This window comes from Nonomuraea sp. NPDC050478 (genome assembly GCF_044458265.1).
GTDB classification, from domain to species: domain Bacteria; phylum Actinomycetota; class Actinomycetes; order Streptosporangiales; family Streptosporangiaceae; genus Nonomuraea; species Nonomuraea ferruginea.
In genome coordinates this window covers 1083100-1098660 of record NZ_JBITHT010000001.1, presented here as the reverse complement: position 1 = coordinate 1098660, position 15561 = coordinate 1083100, and the positions used below count along the sequence as shown (strand labels likewise).

Here is a 15561-nt window from a genome sequence, read left to right as displayed (position 1 = left end):
TTTGTTTCCCATGGTGGCCTTCGCACAGATCAGCGACATCCACATCGGCGGCTCGCCGGCCAGCGAGGAGCGAGCCGCCGCCGTCCTGCGCCATGTCGACTCCCTCGGCCTCGACGCGATCCTGGTCACCGGCGACATCGCCGACCACGCCCTGCCGGAGGAGTACGACACCGCCGCCGCGCTGATGCGCGTCGGCACCCCGCTGATCGTCTGCCCGGGCAACCACGACTCGGTGCCCGAGTTCGACAAGCGGATCGGGCCGGCCAACCAGGTGCTCAGGCTCGACGCGGTGACGTTCGCGCTGGCCGACTCCAGCGTCCCGGGCGAGGCGTACGGGTTCCTCGCCGACGAGACGCTGGCCTGGCTCGACGAGGTGCTGGCCGAGCGGCCGGGGGTGCCGGCCTTCGTGGGCCTGCACCATCCGCCCGTCCCGCTCGGGATTCCGTACGTGGACAGGATCGCCCTGCGTGAGCCGGAGCGGCTCGCCGGCCTGCTGGCCCGCCACCCGCACGTGACGGCGGTGCTGGCCGGGCACGCGCACACCGCCGTCCAGGCCCGGTTCGCCGGGCTGCCGCTCGTCGTCGCGCCCGGCGTCGTCTCGACCTGCCTGACGAGCGTGGAGACCGCCGACACGTTCCCTGTCTCGTACGAGCTACCACCCGCGTTCGCGCTGCACCTGTTCGACGGCGGCAACCTGGTCACCCACTTCAGGCCGGTCGTCCTCAAGTAATGTCGAGGTCGTGACCAAGGTTGCCTGGAACTCCAAGGAACTGACCGTGGGCCAGCTCGCCGAACGCAGCGGCGTCGCCGTCTCGGCCCTGCACTTCTACGAGGCCAAGGGCCTCATCTCCAGCCGGCGCACGGCCGGCAACCAGCGCCGCTACACCCGCGACACCCTGCGCAGGGTCGCGTTCATCCGGCTCTCCCAGCGCCTCGGCATCCCGCTCAAGACCATCAAGGACGCCCTCACCGAGCTGCCCGAGGGCCGCACCCCGACCAGGGGCGACTGGGCCCGGCTGTCGGCCGCCTGGCGCGGCGAGCTCGACGACCGCATCGAGCAGCTCCAGCGGCTCCGCGACGACCTCACCGACTGCATCGGCTGCGGCTGCCTCTCGCTCGACCGCTGTGTGCTCGCCAACCCCCATGACCGGCTCGGCACCGAAGGGCCGGGCGCCCGGCGCATCGACACCCGGATCTGTCCCCCCAGCACCTGCCGCTAGCCCGGCCGGGGACCATTCGGCAGGGGACGGCAAAAAGGTCAAATACCTCCTGTCCGGATTATGGGGTGAGGCCGAGGAGAAAAACCGAGAGGTACCGGCATTCGCGCCCAAGGAGGAGTCATGGCTGATACCCAGACGCAGCCGTCCACAGCCCAGGACAAGAAGGTCACGCTGGACCTGCCCATGATGTCCATCCAGCTCCACAAGCCCGACATGAAGCTGCCGCACGTCCCGATGCCGCACATCAGCAAGCAGGAGATGGGCCACGCGGTCGACGTCGCCAAGTCGATCCTGCCGCCGCCGGAGCGCGTCGCCTACTACGGCGCGCTCGGCGCGCTCGCGGTGTTCGGCGTCGTCGAATGGCCCGTGGCGGCCGCCATCGGCGTGGGCACCGTCATCGCCCAGCGCGCCCGCAGGAACGGCAACGGCAAGCCCACCTCGGCCCGCAAGCCCGAGAAGCCCAAGCAGAACGAGATGGAGTCGAGGCAGAAGACGGCGAGCAAGGCGGCCGAGGCCGCCACCGCGAAGAACAAGGCCGCGGCGGTCAAGAACGCCTTGACCCGGCAGAAGGAAGCGGTCGAACGCACCCGTCCGAGCAAATAGGCCGAACCAGCCGAGAGAACAGGGGGCGGCATGCCGGCGTTCGGCCTGTTCTCCGCTGACACCTTGCTGGACCTCCTTCCTGAGCCGGTACGCGGCCTCGTCCCGCGCCCCCGCCGGGTGCGGGCGTGCCCCGGCGGGACCCGCGTGGAGCTGCGCCACCTGGGCGGGCCGGGAACGGAGGAGCGCGTCCGCGAGCTGGAAGGGCGGCTGCTGGCCCACGGCGCGCGCCGCGCCGAGGTGAACGGGGCGCTCGGCTGCGTGTTCGTCGACTGCCGGCCTGGCGAAGAACTGGACGAGCTCATCGAGCTCATCGAGGAGCACGACACCGGGGACCCGGCCCCCGCGCGCGTGCTCGACGGTGTGGAGCAGCAGGCCAAGGCCGCCGTGAGCCTCGGGCTCAACCTCGTCGGCGCCGCCCTCGCACTGACCGGCCAGGTCGCCCGCGTCCCCCGGCTGTCCGACGCGGTGCCCAGCTTCGCCGCGCTGGCCGACGAGATCCCCCGGGTGCGCCTTGAGCTGGAGCACCGCCTTGGCGCGTCGGCCACCGACGCGGTACTCGGCACGACCAGGATCGTCGCCAACGCGCTGGCCGCGCGACCCGTGACGCTGCTCGTCGACTCCGCCGCCGCCGCGGGCCGGTACGCCGCCGCGCACACCGGCCGCCGCGCCTGGGAACGGCGCGAAACGGCGCTCGCCGGCCACGACGGCTCCTACCGGCACATCAGGACCGAGGAGTCCGAACGGCCAGCCCCGCTGCCCCGCGGCCCGCTCGAACGCTACGCCGACCTCGCGGGCCCCGGCGCGCTGGCCGCGCACGGCGTGACCACGTTCCTCACCCGCGACCACCGGCGCGGGCTTCCCCTGCTCATCTCCGGCACGCCCAAGGCCGGCCGGCTCGCCAGGGACGGCTACGTCAGCGCGATCATGGCCGCTCTGGCCAGGCGCGACGCGATGGTGCTCGACCGCCGGGCGTTGTCCCGCATGGACCGCGTCGACACCGTCGTCTTCGACGCCGCCGTGCTCACCTCCGGCCGGTGGGCGATCGAGAGCGTGCTCCCCCTCGTACCCGACGTGGACCTGGACGAGCTGCACGCCTGCCTCTACACGCTGCTCGACCTCAGCGACCCGGACGCGCGGCGCGAGCAGGACGGCTGGACCGCCGCCCCCGCCGGCCTGGACGTCGCCCGCTCGGAGTGGGTCGACCAGGGCATCCGCCCCGTCACCGTCTCGAAGGACGGCGCGGAGGTCGCGCTGGTCGGGCTGGCCAGGGAGCCGCATCCGATGGCCGAGGCGCTGGTCTCCGCGGCCAGGAGCGCCGGCACCGTGATCATCGCCGGCGACGAGGACGGCCTCGCCCTCCGGCTCGGCGTCGATCCGTCCCCAGGGTCAGAGCCGGCTGAGCTGGTGCGCGAGCTGCAGGCTGACGGGCACGGCGTCGCCGTGGTCTCGCGGCGCGCGCGGCGCGCGCTCCGCGGGGCCGACCTGGGCATCGGCGTGCTGGAACCGTCCAGGCGCTTCCCCTGGGACGCCGACGTGGTGGGCGGGCTGGACGCGGCGCACCTGGTGCTGCGGTCCCTGCCGGTCGCCAGGAAGGTGAGCACCCGAGGCGTGTGGCTCGCCGCCTCCGGCGCGGTCGCGGGCTCGGGGCTGGCGTTCATCGGCCCGGAGGCGTCCGCCCCCCGGCGTGCCAGTTGGGTGCGGGACGCCGTGTCGGCGGTCGCGCTGGTCTTCGGCTACTGGTCGGGCCGCGCCACCGGGCGCGGCACTCCGCCCGTCCAGGCCGACCCCACGCCCTGGCACGCCATGGCCATACCCGACGTGCTCGCCCGGCTCGACACCTCACGCAAGGGACTGACCGAGGAGGAGGCCGCCCGCCGCAGGACCCCGCCCGCCGCGACGGAGGAGGCGCCGGAGTCCCTGGCCGGCGCGGCGGTCCGGGAGCTCGCCAACCCGCTGACACCGGTGCTCGCCGCCGGCGCGGGCGTGTCGGCCGCCGTCGGCTCGGTCCTGGACGCCGGGCTCATCGGCGGCGTGATGCTCATCGACGCCCTCCTGGGCGGCGCCCAGCGGACCGGCGCCGACCGGGCGCTCAACCGCCTCTCCGAGATCACCGCGGTCACCGTGCGCGTGCGCCGGCCCGGCGGCACGGTCGACTGCGACGCCGGCGTCCTCGTCCCGGGAGACGTGATCGAGCTGCGCGCGGGCGACGCCGTGCCGGCGGACGCCAGGTTGATCAAGGCGTCGGGGCTGGAGCTCGACGAGTCCACGCTCACCGGCGAGTCGCAGCTCGTCACCAAGACCATCAGCCCCACGGCTGCGCCCGCCGTCGCCGAGCGCAGCTCGATGGTGTATCTGGGCACCACCGTCGCGGCGGGCAGCGGCCGCGCCGTGGTCGTCGCCACCGGCGAACGCACCGAGGCCGGCCGGACCGCCGCGCTCGCCGCCCTGGAGCCGCCACCGAGCGGCGTGGAGCTGCGGCTGCGCGAGCTGAGCCGCAGGATCCTGCCGGCCGCCGTCGGCTCCGGCGTGGTGCTGATGGGCATCGACCTGCTCCGCGGCTCGCCGCTGGCCACCGCGCTCGGGCCCGCCGTGAGCATGATGGTGGCCGCGGTGCCCGAAGGCCTGCCGTTCGTCGCCACCATCGCCGAACTCGCCTCCGCCAAGCGGCTCTCGCAGCGCAACACGCTGGTACGCAACCCGTCCACGATCGAGGCGCTGGGCAGGGTCGGCGTGCTCTGCTTCGACAAGACCGGCACCCTCACCGAAGGCCACATCAGCCTCGGCCGGGTGTCGGACGGATGGCACCAGAGGTCGCCTGAGGAGCTGACCGGCGAGATGCGGGCCCTCGTCGGCGCGGCGCTGCGCGCGGGGCCCAAATTCGGCGACGACCGCAGGATCGCCCACCCCACCGACCGGGCCGTCATCGAAGGCGCGAACGCGCTCGGCATCACCCTCGACGAGGGCCTGAAGTCCTGGAAACGCGTCGACGAACTGCACTTCGAGCCCGCCCGCGGCTACCACGCCGTGCTCGGCACCTCCGGTCCCGGACACCTGCTCAGCGTCAAGGGCGCCCCCGAGGTCGTGCTCGGCCGCTGCTCCACCGTCCTGCGCGACGGCCACCACGTCCCGCTGGACGACCGGATCAGGCTGGAGCTGGGACAGGAGGTGGAGCGGCTGGCCCGGCAGGGCTACCGCGTGCTCGCCGTCGCCGAGCGGTCCGCCTCCAGCCGCGCCGACCTGGACGAGTCCCGCATCGAACGGCTGTGCTTCCTCGGCTACCTCGGCCTGGCCGACCCCATCAGGCCCACGGCCAAGGCGAGCGTCCGGCAGCTCATCGGCGCGGGCGTCCGGGTCATCATGATCACCGGCGATCACCCCAGCACCGCCGAGGCCATCGCCGCCGAGCTGGACGCGATCAACGGCCGGCGGATCATGACAGGGCCCGAGATCGACGCGCTCGACGACGAGCGGCTCGGCGAGGTGCTCTCCGACGTGGCCGTCTTCGCCAGGACCACCCCGGAGCACAAGGCACGCATCGTGACCGTCCTGCGCGACACCGGCAAGGTCGTCGCCGTGACCGGCGACGGCGCCAACGACGTGCCGGCCATCCGCCTCGCCGACGTGGGCGTCGCGCTCGGCTCCACGGCCACCCCGGCCGCCCGGTCGGCCGCCGACATCGTCGTCCTGGACAACCGCATCGAGACCATCATCGACGCGATCGTCGAGGGCCGCGCCATGTGGGGGTCCGTACGCGACGCGCTGGGGATCCTGCTCGGCGGCAACGTCGGCGAGATCGCCTTCACCCTCGGGTCGAGCCTGCTGACCCGGCGCAGCGCGCTGAACGCCCGCCAGCTGCTGCTGGTCAACCTCCTGACCGACATGCTGCCCGCACTGGCCGTGGCCGTGCGGCCGCCCAGCGCCGCCAGCCCGGAGAAACTGCTGGCCGAGGGGCCGGAGGCCTCGCTCGGCACCGCGCTCACCCGCGAGATCTACCTGCGCGCCGTCACGACCGCGGCGGCGGCCGCCGCCGCGTGGCTGCTGGCCAGGATGGGCGGCACCCGCGGGCGCGCCGACACCGTCGGGCTCATCGGCCTGGTCGCCGCCCAGCTCCTGCAGACCCTGGCGCTCGGCCGGCGGGACCGCCTGGTCGTGGCGGCGTCCGTGTCGTCGCTGGCCGCCCTCTTCGTGGTCGTGTCGGTGCCGGGCCTCAGCCAGGTCTTCGGCTGCCGCCCGGTCGGCCCCATCGGCTGGGGGATCGGGCTCACCAGCGCGGCCGCGGCCACGCTGGCCGCCGTCGCGGTCGAGAGCCTCGGTATCAGATAGACATCGATCGTTCACCTTCCGGTCACTCGGACTACAGCTCTCGGCGTGTTTTGTGGTTAATTATGCGAGGAAAGACACACTCGTCCCCGCGAGGTACCTAATGTCCGAATTCCTGGCGTCCCTGCTGGCCAAGGCGGCGGTCATGCTGCTCGAAGCCCTCATCATGCGCCTCGTCCAGTCGATCGTCACGTCGCTCGTGAGCCCTGCCGGAGTGCGCCTGGCCTAGTGTTGCGCCATGTCGACGAAGCGGCTGTAGTGGCCCTGGAAGGCCACGGTCACGGTCGCCGTCGGCCCGTTACGATGCTTCGCCACGATCAGGTCGGCCTCGCCCGCCCGTGGCGACTCCCTCTCGTAAGCGTCCTCACGGTGCAGCAGGATCACCATGTCGGCGTCCTGCTCGATGGAGTTGTGCAGGCTGATCCCGTTCGCGATGAAGTTGTGCGTGCCCAGCACCGTGGCGTCGAAGACCGGCTGCTCGCCCAACGACTCGACTGAGGCGATCTCATCCCAGAAGACGTCGTTGGTGGCCAGCAGTTCGAGGTCCGAGGCGTCCAGGACTGCGGCGACCCGTCCGAGGCGCTCCCGGCTCGGCGCGTGTTTCCAGAGCGTGGTCCCGCAATAGCTCGTCCCCATGCCGGCGGCGAACTCACGCTGTGACATACCTCGTTCCACCAGCGCTGTGCGGACGCGCATCCAAACCTCCTTCGGCACCGTGTCGATGTTGGTGTTACCGGTGATCAGCCGTAGGCGCCCGGCGCACTGACGCGCAGCCGTCTCGCGCCCGCCGTGGACACCGATCTCGTCGAGGAAACGCAGCTGGTTCTCCGCTCCGTAGACGAACAGCTGGTAAGAAGGGCGGTGATCGCCCTTGCGGGACTCCTTCACCCGAGTCATCACGTTGAACCGCAGCAGGAGCCGCGCCACGTCGTCCACCAGGCGCCTGCTGGTGGACGCGTAGTAGATGCGCGCCTGCCCGGCCTTCTCGTCCCACCACACGCACCCGTCGGTGGCCCACAGATGCCTGAGGAAGAGCGCGGCCTGCCGCTTCGGCAGCGCGAACAGGCCGTCCGGCATGAACTTCTCATGACTGCGCAGACCGAACAGGCCCAGCCCGTCGAGCCAGGCGGCGATGGGATTCCGCTTGCCATGGGTCAGCCGATACGGCGCGGGCAGCCGCAGGGAGGTGCACCGAGCCGCGGCGTGCTCGTCCCGCACGGCGGTGATGTGGAAACGCCGGGCGGCCGCCTCCGTGACGACGGCCAGGTTCGCCTCGTCGGTGCTGCTGTAGCGGATCGGCTGCCCGCGTACGAACGAGCCGTCGCCGATCAAATGGGCGAGCAGGACCAACTCGTCCTCGTCCCAAGACTCGACGTCCAAGGGAGCGGGGACGTGTCGCGGCACGGCCACCCGCGCCCCGGCGGCGAGATCCGCCAGGGGACGCCAGCCGTCGTAGGTGAGGAACGGGTGGCTGGCCGTCGCCTCCACCTCTCTGCCTGACCGGAGCCGGACCCGGTAGACCTCCCTGACCCCGCTCGGGAAGACGTGCGTCATCGTCCGGGGCACGAGCTTCAGCCGGTCGTCGAGGGACCAGACCGGGATGTCGCGCGCACCCGATTCGAGCAGATCTCCCAGCGAGACCTCGGCGCCCGTGTCGGCCCGCATGACGCGGGTGGCGGCGGTCAGGCAACCGGACTCACGCAGGTCGCTCACCTGGGGGCGCTTGTCCGTGCGTTGTTCGGGGCCTCGGTTGAGCTGGGAGATGGCGATGACGGGGACCTCCAGCTCCTTGGCCAGCAGCTTGATGGCACGGGAGATCTCCGACACTTCGTTCTGACGGCTCTCGGTCTTCTTCGGCGAGCTCATCAGCTGCAGATAGTCGATGACCACGAAGCGCAGGTCGTTGCGCTGCTTGAGGCGGCGGCACTTGGCCCGGATCTCCATCATCGACATGTTGGGCGAGTCGTCGATGAACAGCGGCGCCTCCGCCACCTCGCTCATCCGCCGCGCCAGGCGCGTCCAGTCGTCGTCGGTCATCATGCCCGAGCGCATGGCGTGCAGCGCCACCCGCGCCTCGGCCGACAGCAGTCGCATGGTGATCTCGTTGCGCGACATCTCCAGCGAGAAGATGACGGTCGACATGCCGTGCTTGATCGCCGCCGACCGGGCGAAGTCCAGGCCGAGCGTGCTGTTGTGGGTCGGGATCCAGGACCGGCTCGCCAGGTAGAGGTGGTCGGCGTTGTCGACCTGCACGCAGCGTACGGGCCTGGACGGGACGGGGCGCACGTCCACGATGTGGCGGACCGAGGCCGTCAGGTCGGCGCCGCCGCCCTGCCCGACGGCCTTCCCGGGGAGCCGGAAGACCTGGTCAGGCGTGGTGAAGCCGATCACGTAGGTGGATGACGCCTTCATCCGCTCGGTGCGGACGGTCGGCTGGTAACCGAGGCTCAGGATCAGCTCGCGCGCGTCGCGGGCGAGGCGCCGGTCCGTCACGGCGAGCCGGATCCGGCCCGCGGCGTCGACGCGTCCGCCGGAGTCGAGCAGCCCTGCCAGCAGGGCGCGGCGCTGCCGCTCCGACGCGCGCAGGTAGCTCACGGGGATGTGCCTGTCGTCCAGGACGCCGAGGGAGCGCAGGACACCCTGGAGGCTGGGACTCACGCTCGCGCCGCGGCCGTCGCCCAGCCAGACCCCGAGGGCGTAGGGCGGCAGGGGAAGGTCCGCCTCCTCCCCCTGGAGAGCCGCGGCCACCTCGACGGCGTGGTGGGGCTGCTGATCGGCGGGACACCGCAGGGTGGCGGCGATCTCCTCCGTGGTCACGACCGAGCGGACGGCCGCGCGCGTGCCCCCCTCTCCGCCAGGTCGGGAGAGCGATCGGCGGGAGGCGCGGGTCGTGGTGCGCCACTGATGGCCGGCGTCGGCCACGATCACCGTGCCGTCGCTGAACTCCAGCTCGTAGCAGGGCCTGCCGTGCATCACCTCGGTGGCCGCGACGACGCGGGTCGGCCTGCCGTCGGCGCCGATCAGGTGGTCGCCGACCCGGACCTCGCCCATCGTGGTCCAGCCCGTCGGCGTGGGCAGGGGGGTGTCGAGGGCGAGAGCCTTCCCGATGGCCGGTCGGGCGGCGACGACGATCATCTGGCCCGGGTGGAGGCCGTTGGTGAGCTGGTCGAGGTCGGCGAAGCCGGTCGGGACGCCGACCATCTGACCGCCGCGGCTGCCGATGGCCTCCAGCTCGTCGAGGGCGCCGGGCATGATGTCGGCCAGGGCCGCGTAGTCTTCGGACGTGCGGCGCTCGGTGACCTTGTAGATCTCGGCCTGGGCGCGGTCGACGAGGTCGTCGACCTCTTCGTTCTGGCCGCCGTAGCCGTAGGAGACGATGCGGGTGCCGGCCTCGATGAGGCGGCGCAGCACCGCCTGCTCGCGGACGATCTTGGCGTAGAAGTCGGCGTTGGCGGCGGTCGGGACGACGGCCGTGAGGGTGTGGAGGTAGGCGGCGCCGCCCACGCGGGCCATCTCGCCGCGTTTCTGCAGCTCGGCGAAGACCGTGACCGCGTCGGCCGGCTCACCGCGCCCGTAGAGGTCGGTGATGATGTCGAAGACCATCTGGTGGGCGGGGCGGTAGAAGTCGTCGGAGCGGATGATCTCGATGACGTCGGCGATCGCGTCCTTCGACAGCAGCATGCCGCCCAGCACCGACTGCTCCGCCTCGATGTTGTTGGGCGGTGTGCGCTCGAACCCCGGGCCCGCACCGATCTCTTCGTCAATGCTCACCGCGCCCCCTCAACTGCTCGCAGCGGTCGAGCCACCCCCAGTTGTAGCCGACCGGTCTGACAGTTTCGCGGCTCTGCGGCCCATCAGCAACGCGGCCTGTGGACAAGGTTGTGGTCAAGCTGTGTACGCAGCCCGCTCAGGGTGTGAAAGGCCTGTGGACGAGCCTGGGGATAACTGTGGACATCATCATCCACATGCCCTCCGACCTGCGGATACGATGTCCACCGGCTGTGGAGGGAAGAAAGTTGGCAACCTGCGTCCCGTAAGGGGCATAATCGATGAATGCCCATTACGCCCCAGGATAGGGAGATATTGCGGCTGGCCGTGCCCGCATTCGGCGCGCTGGTGGCCGAGCCGCTCTTCCTGCTCTCCGACTACGCGATCGTGGGCCACGGGCTGGGCACCACCGCGGTGGGCGCGCTGGGCGTGGCCGGCACGGTCCTGACGACGCTGGTGAACCTCTGCGTGTTCCTCGCGTACGGCACGACCGCGTCGGTGGCGCGGCAGACCGGGGCGGGCCACCACGAGCGGGCGATGCGCCACGGCGTGGACGGCATCTGGCTGGCGCTCGGCATCGGCGCGGCGCTGATCGCGGTCATGTGGCCGCTCGCGCCGCCGGTGGTGGACCTGTTCGGCGCCGCCCCGGACCAGGCCGAGCAGGCCGTGACGTACCTGCGGATCAGCCTGCTCGGCACCCCGGGCATGCTGGTGGTGCTGGCCGGTACGGGAGTGCTGCGCGGCCTCCAGGACACCGTGACGCCGCTGGTGGTGGCGGTCGGCTCGTTCGCGCTCAACGCGGTGCTGAACGCCTGGTTCGTGCTGGGCCTGGACTGGGGCATCGCCGGGTCGGCGTGGGGCACCGTGCTGGCGCAGACGCTCGGCGCGGCCGTGTACGTGGCGGTCGTGGTCAAGGGCGCGCGGCGGCTGCGCGTCCCCCTGCGGCCGGACCCGGCGGGGGTGCGCCAGGCGGGCACGGCCGGGTTCGCGCTCCTGGTCAGGACCGTGTGCCTGCGGGTGGTGCTGGTGGTCGCCATGGTGATCGCCACCAGGATGGGGCAGGCCGAGCTGGCCGCGTACGCGATCGCCACGCAGGTGTGGACGATGCTGGCGTTCGCGCTGGACGCCATCGCCATCGCGGGGCAGGCGATCACCGGGCGGGCGCTCGGCGCCGGGGACGTCGAGGCCACCCGGCGGGCCACGCGGCGGATGGTGACGTGGGGCGTCTGGTCGGGTGCGGTGCTGGGGCTGCTGGTGCTGGCGGCGCGGCCGCTGCTGCCGGGCCTGTTCGACGCCGACCCGCAGGTGACCGAACAGCTGCTCGCCGTCCTCTGGCCGGTGGCGCTGTTCCAGCCGATCTGCGGGGTGGTGTTCGTGCTCGACGGCGTGCTGATCGGCGCGGGTGACCAGCGTTATCTGGCGTGGGCGGGGGTGTGGACGACGCTGGCGTACCTGCCCGCCGCCGCCCTCGCGTCCGGGATGGACATCGTGGCCCTGTGGTGCGCGCTCGGGGTGTGGATGGTGGCCAGGCTCGTCACCCTGGCCCGTCGCGCCGCCGGCTCCGCCTGGCTGGTGGTCGGGGCTTAGCACCGTGACGCTTCCGTGCTTGCTGTGGCCGGAAGTGGTGAGGCACTGTGGGCGGGTCTCATGAGCGGGGTGTGTCACTTTGTCCGCAATGATGCGACGGCTGCCACCAGCCGAGGCGACCGGCCTCCGCACCGGCGCGCGCCATGCGCTGGCCCAGGTGTACCGGACCTCCGACCTCGTGGTGCTCGGACTCGGCGTGATGATCGGCGCCGGGATCTTCAGCATCGCCGGGCAGATGGCGGCGACGAAGGCCGGTCCCGGCGTCATCCTGTCCTTCATGATCGCGGGCATCGCCTGCCTGCTGGCCTGCCTGTGCTACGCCGAGCTGTCGTCGACGATGCCGACCTCCGGCAGCGCCTACACCTTCACCTACGTCATCTTCGGCGAGATCTGGGCGTGGATCATCGGCTGGGCGCTGATCCTGGAGCTGCAGCTGGCCGCGGCCGTGGTGTCGCGGGCGTGGGCGCAGATCACCGTGGGCGCCATCGGCAACTTCGGCGTGCGGGTCCCCCGGCCCGAGGTGGTCGAGAACGTCCTCGTCCTGGTCATCCTGGTGCTGCTGACCGGGGTCGTGGCGGCAGGCGCGCGGATCGGCCTGCGCGCGCTGTGGGTGATGGTGACGGCGAAGCTGCTGGCCATCGGCGCGGTCATCGTGGTCGGCGCGACGTACGTGGACGTGGCGAACTTCGGCGACTTCCACGCCGAGCCGCAGCCGGTCACCACGCCGACGGCGACCGTGCTGGACCTGTTCGTCGGCCAGGGCCAGACGTTCGGCTGGTCAGGCGTGTTCGCCGCCGCCCCGGTGATCGCGTTCGCCTACATCGGGTTCGACATCGTCGCGACCGCGGCCGAGGAGACGGTGAACCCGCGCACGGTGGTGCCGAAGGGCATGATCCGCAGCCTGGTCGTGGCCACGGTGATCTACATCGCGGTGGCCGCCGTCATGGTGGGGATGGTCCCGTACACGAGCATCGCGGTGGAGGCGCCGCTGGCGAGCGCGTTCCAGGCGGTGGGCGCCGGGTGGATGACGCACGTCATCGACGTGGGCGCGGTGCTCGGGCTGACCACGGTGATCCTGGTGCTGCTCGTGGGGCAGACCCGGGTGCTGTTCTCGATGGCGCGCGACGGGCTCATCCCGCGCCGGTTGGCGGTGATCAGCCGGGCCTACCACACGCCGTCGCGGGTGACGCTGGTGATCGGCGCGGTCGCGATCGTGCTGGCCGAGTTCGTGCCCGTGCTCACGATGCAGGAACTCGTCGTCATGGGGACGCTGTTCGCGTTCATGTTCGTGGCGGCCGGGGTGATCGTGATGCGGCGCAGGATGCCGGAGCTGGAGCGCGGCTTCCGGGTGCCGCTGTCGCCGCTGCTGCCGATCCTGTCGCTGGTCGCCACGTTCTGGCTGATGGTGAACCTCCAGGTGCACACCTGGGCGTGGTTCGCCCTGTGGATGGCCTTCGGGGTGCTGGTCTACCTCGGGTACGGCAGACGCCGCAGCCTGCTGGCCGACCCCGGCCGGGCCGCCGCGGCGACACCCGGACGGGGCAGGCACCGGCGTTAGAAGCGGCCCGACTCCAGCACGCTGCTCAGGAAGGCACGGGTGCGGTCGTGCTCCGGCTCGGTGAAGATCTTCTCCGGCGGGCCCTTCTCCAGCAGCACGCCGCCGTCGAGAAAGCACACGGTGTCGGAGATGTCGCGGCAGAAGGACATCTCGTGCGTCGTCAGGATCATCGTCATGCCCGACTCCTTGAGCTCCCTGATGACGGCGAGCACCTCCACGACCAGCATGGGGTCGAGCGCGGAGGTGACCTCGTCCAGCAGCATCACCCGCGGCTTGGTGGCCAGGGCCCTGATGATGGCCACCCGCTGCTGCTGGCCGCCGGAGAGCCGGTCCGGGTAGGCCCCCGCCTTGTCCGCCAGCCCGAACCTCCGCAGCAGCTCGTGCGCCTCCTCCTCGGCCTGCGCGCGGCCGACCCGGTGGACCTGGCGCGGGGCCAAGGTGATGTTGTCCATCACGGTCATGTGCGGGAACAGGTTGAACGCCTGGAAAACCGTACCCAGGCGCTTGCGCACCGCGTCGACGTCGACCCGCGGGTCGGTGATCTCCTCGCCGTCGAGATGGATGGTGCCGTCGTCGGCCGTCTCCAGCAGGTTGACGCAGCGCAGCAGCGTCGACTTGCCCGAGCCGGACGCGCCGATCAGGCTCACCACCTCGTGCTGCTCGACCTCCAGGTCGATGCCGCGCAGCACGACGTTGCCGCCGAAGCTTTTCCACAGGTTGTGGATGGTCAGCACGCTCATGAGCCCTGCCTCTTACGCGCCTTCGCCGACAGGTGGTCGGTGTACCGGGCCAGCGGAATCGTCAGCAGGATGAACAGCAGCGACGCCACCAGATAAGGGGTGTAGTTGAACGTCTGCGAGGCGATGATCTGGGCCTGCCGGAGCACCTCCACCAGGCCGATCGTGGACACGAGCGCGGTGTCCTTCTGCAGCGAGATGAAGTCGTTCAGCAGCGGCACCACCACCCGGCGCGCGGCCTGCGGCAGCACCACGAACCGCAGGGTCTTGCCGTGGCTCAGGCCCAGCGAGCGCGCCGCCGCCACCTGGCTGGGGTGGATCGACTCGATGCCCGACCTGAACACCTCCGCGACGTACGCACCGTACGAGAGCGTCAGGGCGATGACGCCGAGAGTGACCAGGTCGTTCGGGATGCCTTGCAGCTTCAGGGCGGGGAGCCCGAAGCCGACCATGAGGATGACCAACAGGGTGGGCACACCGCGGAAGGCGTCCACGTAGAACGTGGCCAGTGCCCTGAGCGGGAAGAGCGCGGGGTTCTTGGTGCCGCGGACCAGCGCCACGAGCAGGCCCACGACCAGGATCAACGGCTCGGCGATCAGGAAGATCTTGATGTTGATCAGGAAGCCCTCGGCCACCGCCGGCGCCGACCTGAGGAACATCTCCGGGTCGAAGAACGTCTCCTGCACCCGGGGCCACCCCGGGGAGTTGATGACCACCACGACGACCAGGGCGACGAACAGGATCGTGGAGATCGTCGCGACCGAGGCCGTGCGGCGGCCCTGTGACGCGAGAACCCGCTCGCGTTCGCGCTGGCGTTCGCTCTTGACCCAGACCGGGTCGGCGGTCACTTCAGCTCCGGCGCGCCCGCGGCCTCGCTCAGCCACTGCTGCTCGATCTTGTCCAGGTCACCGTTGGACTTGAGCTTGTCGACGGCCTTGTCGACGCAGGACTTCAGCCCGCTGCCCTTCTCCATGACCAGCCCGAACTCCTCCGGGGTCTCGCCGGTCGAGCCGAACTGGCCGACGATCTTGGAGCCCTCGACCTGCGCCGCCGTCACGTAGAAGGCCGTCGGCAGGTCGAGCACCAGAGCGTCGATCTGCCCGTTCTTCAGCGCGTTGATGGAGTCGATCTGCTCGTTGTAGACGTTCGGCTCCGCGGTGGGCTGGATCACGCTCTTGACCGCGTCCAGCGCGGTGGTGCCGACCTGCACGCCGATCTTGGCGTCCTTGAGCTCTGCCAGCGAGGCGGCGCCGGCGAACTTGCCGTCGCCCAGCGTCACCACGGACTGCTTGACCGTGTAGTAGCCGTTGCTGAAGTCGACGGCCTTGGCCCGGTCGGGCGTGATCGAGACCTGGTTGATGTCGAAGTCGAACCGCTTCTCGCCCGGGGCGAACGCGGTGTCGAACTTGACCGTCTCCCACTGCACCTCGTCGCGGTCGAAGCCCAGCTCCCCCGCGACCGCGTACGCGACGGCGCTCTCGAACCCCTGGCCGTTGGCCGGGTCGTCGTCTTTGAACCACGGTTCGAAGGCGGGCTTGTCGGTGCCGATGGTCAGCTTGCCCTGGTTGACGAGCGTGAGCTGGTCCTTGGTGCACGCCGTGGACGAGGTGGGAGAGGCCGCCGCCGTCGTCGCCGTTTCGTCGACGGGCGCGCAGGCGACGGTCGCGGCCGCCAGCGCACCGAGCGCGATCAGCATCGAAGGACGGGCCATGGGGAGCCTCCAGGGGGAACGCGAGAGGAAGAACGTGAGAATTCTACGCGGCCACGG

At 71.2% G+C, this 15561-nt stretch carries 11 protein-coding genes; 7 read left to right on the top strand and 4 right to left on the bottom strand.

Going from position 1 to position 15561, the window contains the following annotated elements; all coding sequences use genetic code 11:
• The first annotated feature begins 10 nt into the window (after positions 1-10).
• From ACIBF7_RS05170 to ACIBF7_RS05150, 5 genes are all read left to right on the top strand, one after another.
• Positions 11-730, top strand: a complete 720-nt coding sequence (locus ACIBF7_RS05170) for a metallophosphoesterase (protein ID WP_397196492.1) — start codon at positions 11-13, stop codon at positions 728-730.
• Positions 731-740: 10 nt separating this feature from the next.
• Entirely contained in the window at positions 741-1220 is a 480-nt protein-coding gene (gene soxR / locus ACIBF7_RS05165; protein WP_397196491.1) for a redox-sensitive transcriptional activator SoxR, read from the top strand.
• Positions 1221-1340: 120 nt separating this feature from the next.
• Positions 1341-1823 (top strand): hypothetical protein, encoded by a 483-nt coding sequence (locus tag ACIBF7_RS05160; protein WP_397196490.1) that lies wholly within the window; start codon positions 1341-1343, stop codon positions 1821-1823.
• A gap of 30 nt (positions 1824-1853) precedes the next feature.
• Positions 1854-6146 carry an HAD-IC family P-type ATPase gene (locus ACIBF7_RS05155; RefSeq protein WP_397196489.1) on the top strand — a complete coding sequence of 1431 codons (4293 nt, stop codon included), beginning with the start codon at positions 1854-1856 and terminating at the stop codon, positions 6144-6146.
• Positions 6147-6246: 100 nt separating this feature from the next.
• Positions 6247-6372: a hypothetical protein gene (locus tag ACIBF7_RS05150; RefSeq protein ID WP_261808989.1), complete on the top strand. Its 126-nt coding sequence runs from the start codon at positions 6247-6249 to the stop codon at positions 6370-6372.
• Here the strand turns inward: ACIBF7_RS05150 and ACIBF7_RS05145 are convergent.
• Positions 6369-9914 (bottom strand): replicative DNA helicase, encoded by a 3546-nt coding sequence (locus tag ACIBF7_RS05145; protein ID WP_397196488.1) that lies wholly within the window; start codon positions 9912-9914, stop codon positions 6369-6371. The two genes, ACIBF7_RS05150 and ACIBF7_RS05145, sit on opposite strands and share 4 nt — an antisense overlap.
• 282 nt (positions 9915-10196) lie before the next feature.
• On the opposite strand from ACIBF7_RS05145, the gene ACIBF7_RS05140 reads away from it, so the two are divergent.
• Together ACIBF7_RS05140 and ACIBF7_RS05135 are read left to right on the top strand one after the other, a co-directional pair.
• Entirely contained in the window at positions 10197-11498 is a 1302-nt protein-coding gene (locus tag ACIBF7_RS05140) for an MATE family efflux transporter (RefSeq protein WP_148035965.1), read from the top strand.
• An 88-nt stretch (positions 11499-11586) separates the two neighbouring features.
• Positions 11587-13056 (top strand): APC family permease, encoded by a 1470-nt coding sequence (locus ACIBF7_RS05135; RefSeq protein ID WP_261808988.1) that lies wholly within the window; start codon positions 11587-11589, stop codon positions 13054-13056.
• On the opposite strand, the gene ACIBF7_RS05130 is transcribed toward ACIBF7_RS05135, so the two are convergent.
• The 3 genes from ACIBF7_RS05130 to ACIBF7_RS05120 are packed head-to-tail and all read right to left on the bottom strand — an operon-like array spanning position 13053 to position 15504.
• Positions 13053-13796: an amino acid ABC transporter ATP-binding protein gene (locus ACIBF7_RS05130; protein ID WP_397196487.1), complete on the bottom strand. Its 744-nt coding sequence runs from the start codon at positions 13794-13796 to the stop codon at positions 13053-13055. The two genes, ACIBF7_RS05135 and ACIBF7_RS05130, sit on opposite strands and share 4 nt — an antisense overlap.
• Entirely contained in the window at positions 13793-14641 is an 849-nt protein-coding gene (locus tag ACIBF7_RS05125; RefSeq protein WP_148035964.1) for an amino acid ABC transporter permease, read from the bottom strand. Before ACIBF7_RS05125 ends, ACIBF7_RS05130 begins: the two co-directional genes overlap by 4 nt.
• On the bottom strand, positions 14638-15504 hold the full coding sequence (locus ACIBF7_RS05120) for an ABC transporter substrate-binding protein (RefSeq protein WP_397196486.1): 867 nt from the start codon (positions 15502-15504) through the stop codon (positions 14638-14640). The genes ACIBF7_RS05125 and ACIBF7_RS05120 overlap by 4 nt, the downstream gene beginning before the upstream one ends.
• Positions 15505-15561 lie beyond the last annotated feature (57 nt).

What these genes read in the sequence shown, in the direction of transcription:
- ACIBF7_RS05170 (WP_397196492.1), top strand. Translation starts at nt 11, where the DNA reads ATGGTGGCCTTCGCACAGATCAGCGACATCCACATCGGCGGCTCGCCG.
- ACIBF7_RS05140 (WP_148035965.1), top strand. Translation starts at nt 10,197, where the DNA reads ATGCCCATTACGCCCCAGGATAGGGAGATATTGCGGCTGGCCGTGCCC.
- ACIBF7_RS05160 (WP_397196490.1), top strand. Translation starts at nt 1,341, where the DNA reads ATGGCTGATACCCAGACGCAGCCGTCCACAGCCCAGGACAAGAAGGTC.
- ACIBF7_RS05150 (WP_261808989.1), top strand. Translation starts at nt 6,247, where the DNA reads ATGTCCGAATTCCTGGCGTCCCTGCTGGCCAAGGCGGCGGTCATGCTG.
- ACIBF7_RS05120 (WP_397196486.1), bottom strand. Translation starts at nt 15,504, where the DNA reads ATGGCCCGTCCTTCGATGCTGATCGCGCTCGGTGCGCTGGCGGCCGCG.
- ACIBF7_RS05135 (WP_261808988.1), top strand. Translation starts at nt 11,587, where the DNA reads ATGATGCGACGGCTGCCACCAGCCGAGGCGACCGGCCTCCGCACCGGC.
- ACIBF7_RS05130 (WP_397196487.1), bottom strand. Translation starts at nt 13,796, where the DNA reads ATGAGCGTGCTGACCATCCACAACCTGTGGAAAAGCTTCGGCGGCAAC.
- ACIBF7_RS05155 (WP_397196489.1), top strand. Translation starts at nt 1,854, where the DNA reads ATGCCGGCGTTCGGCCTGTTCTCCGCTGACACCTTGCTGGACCTCCTT.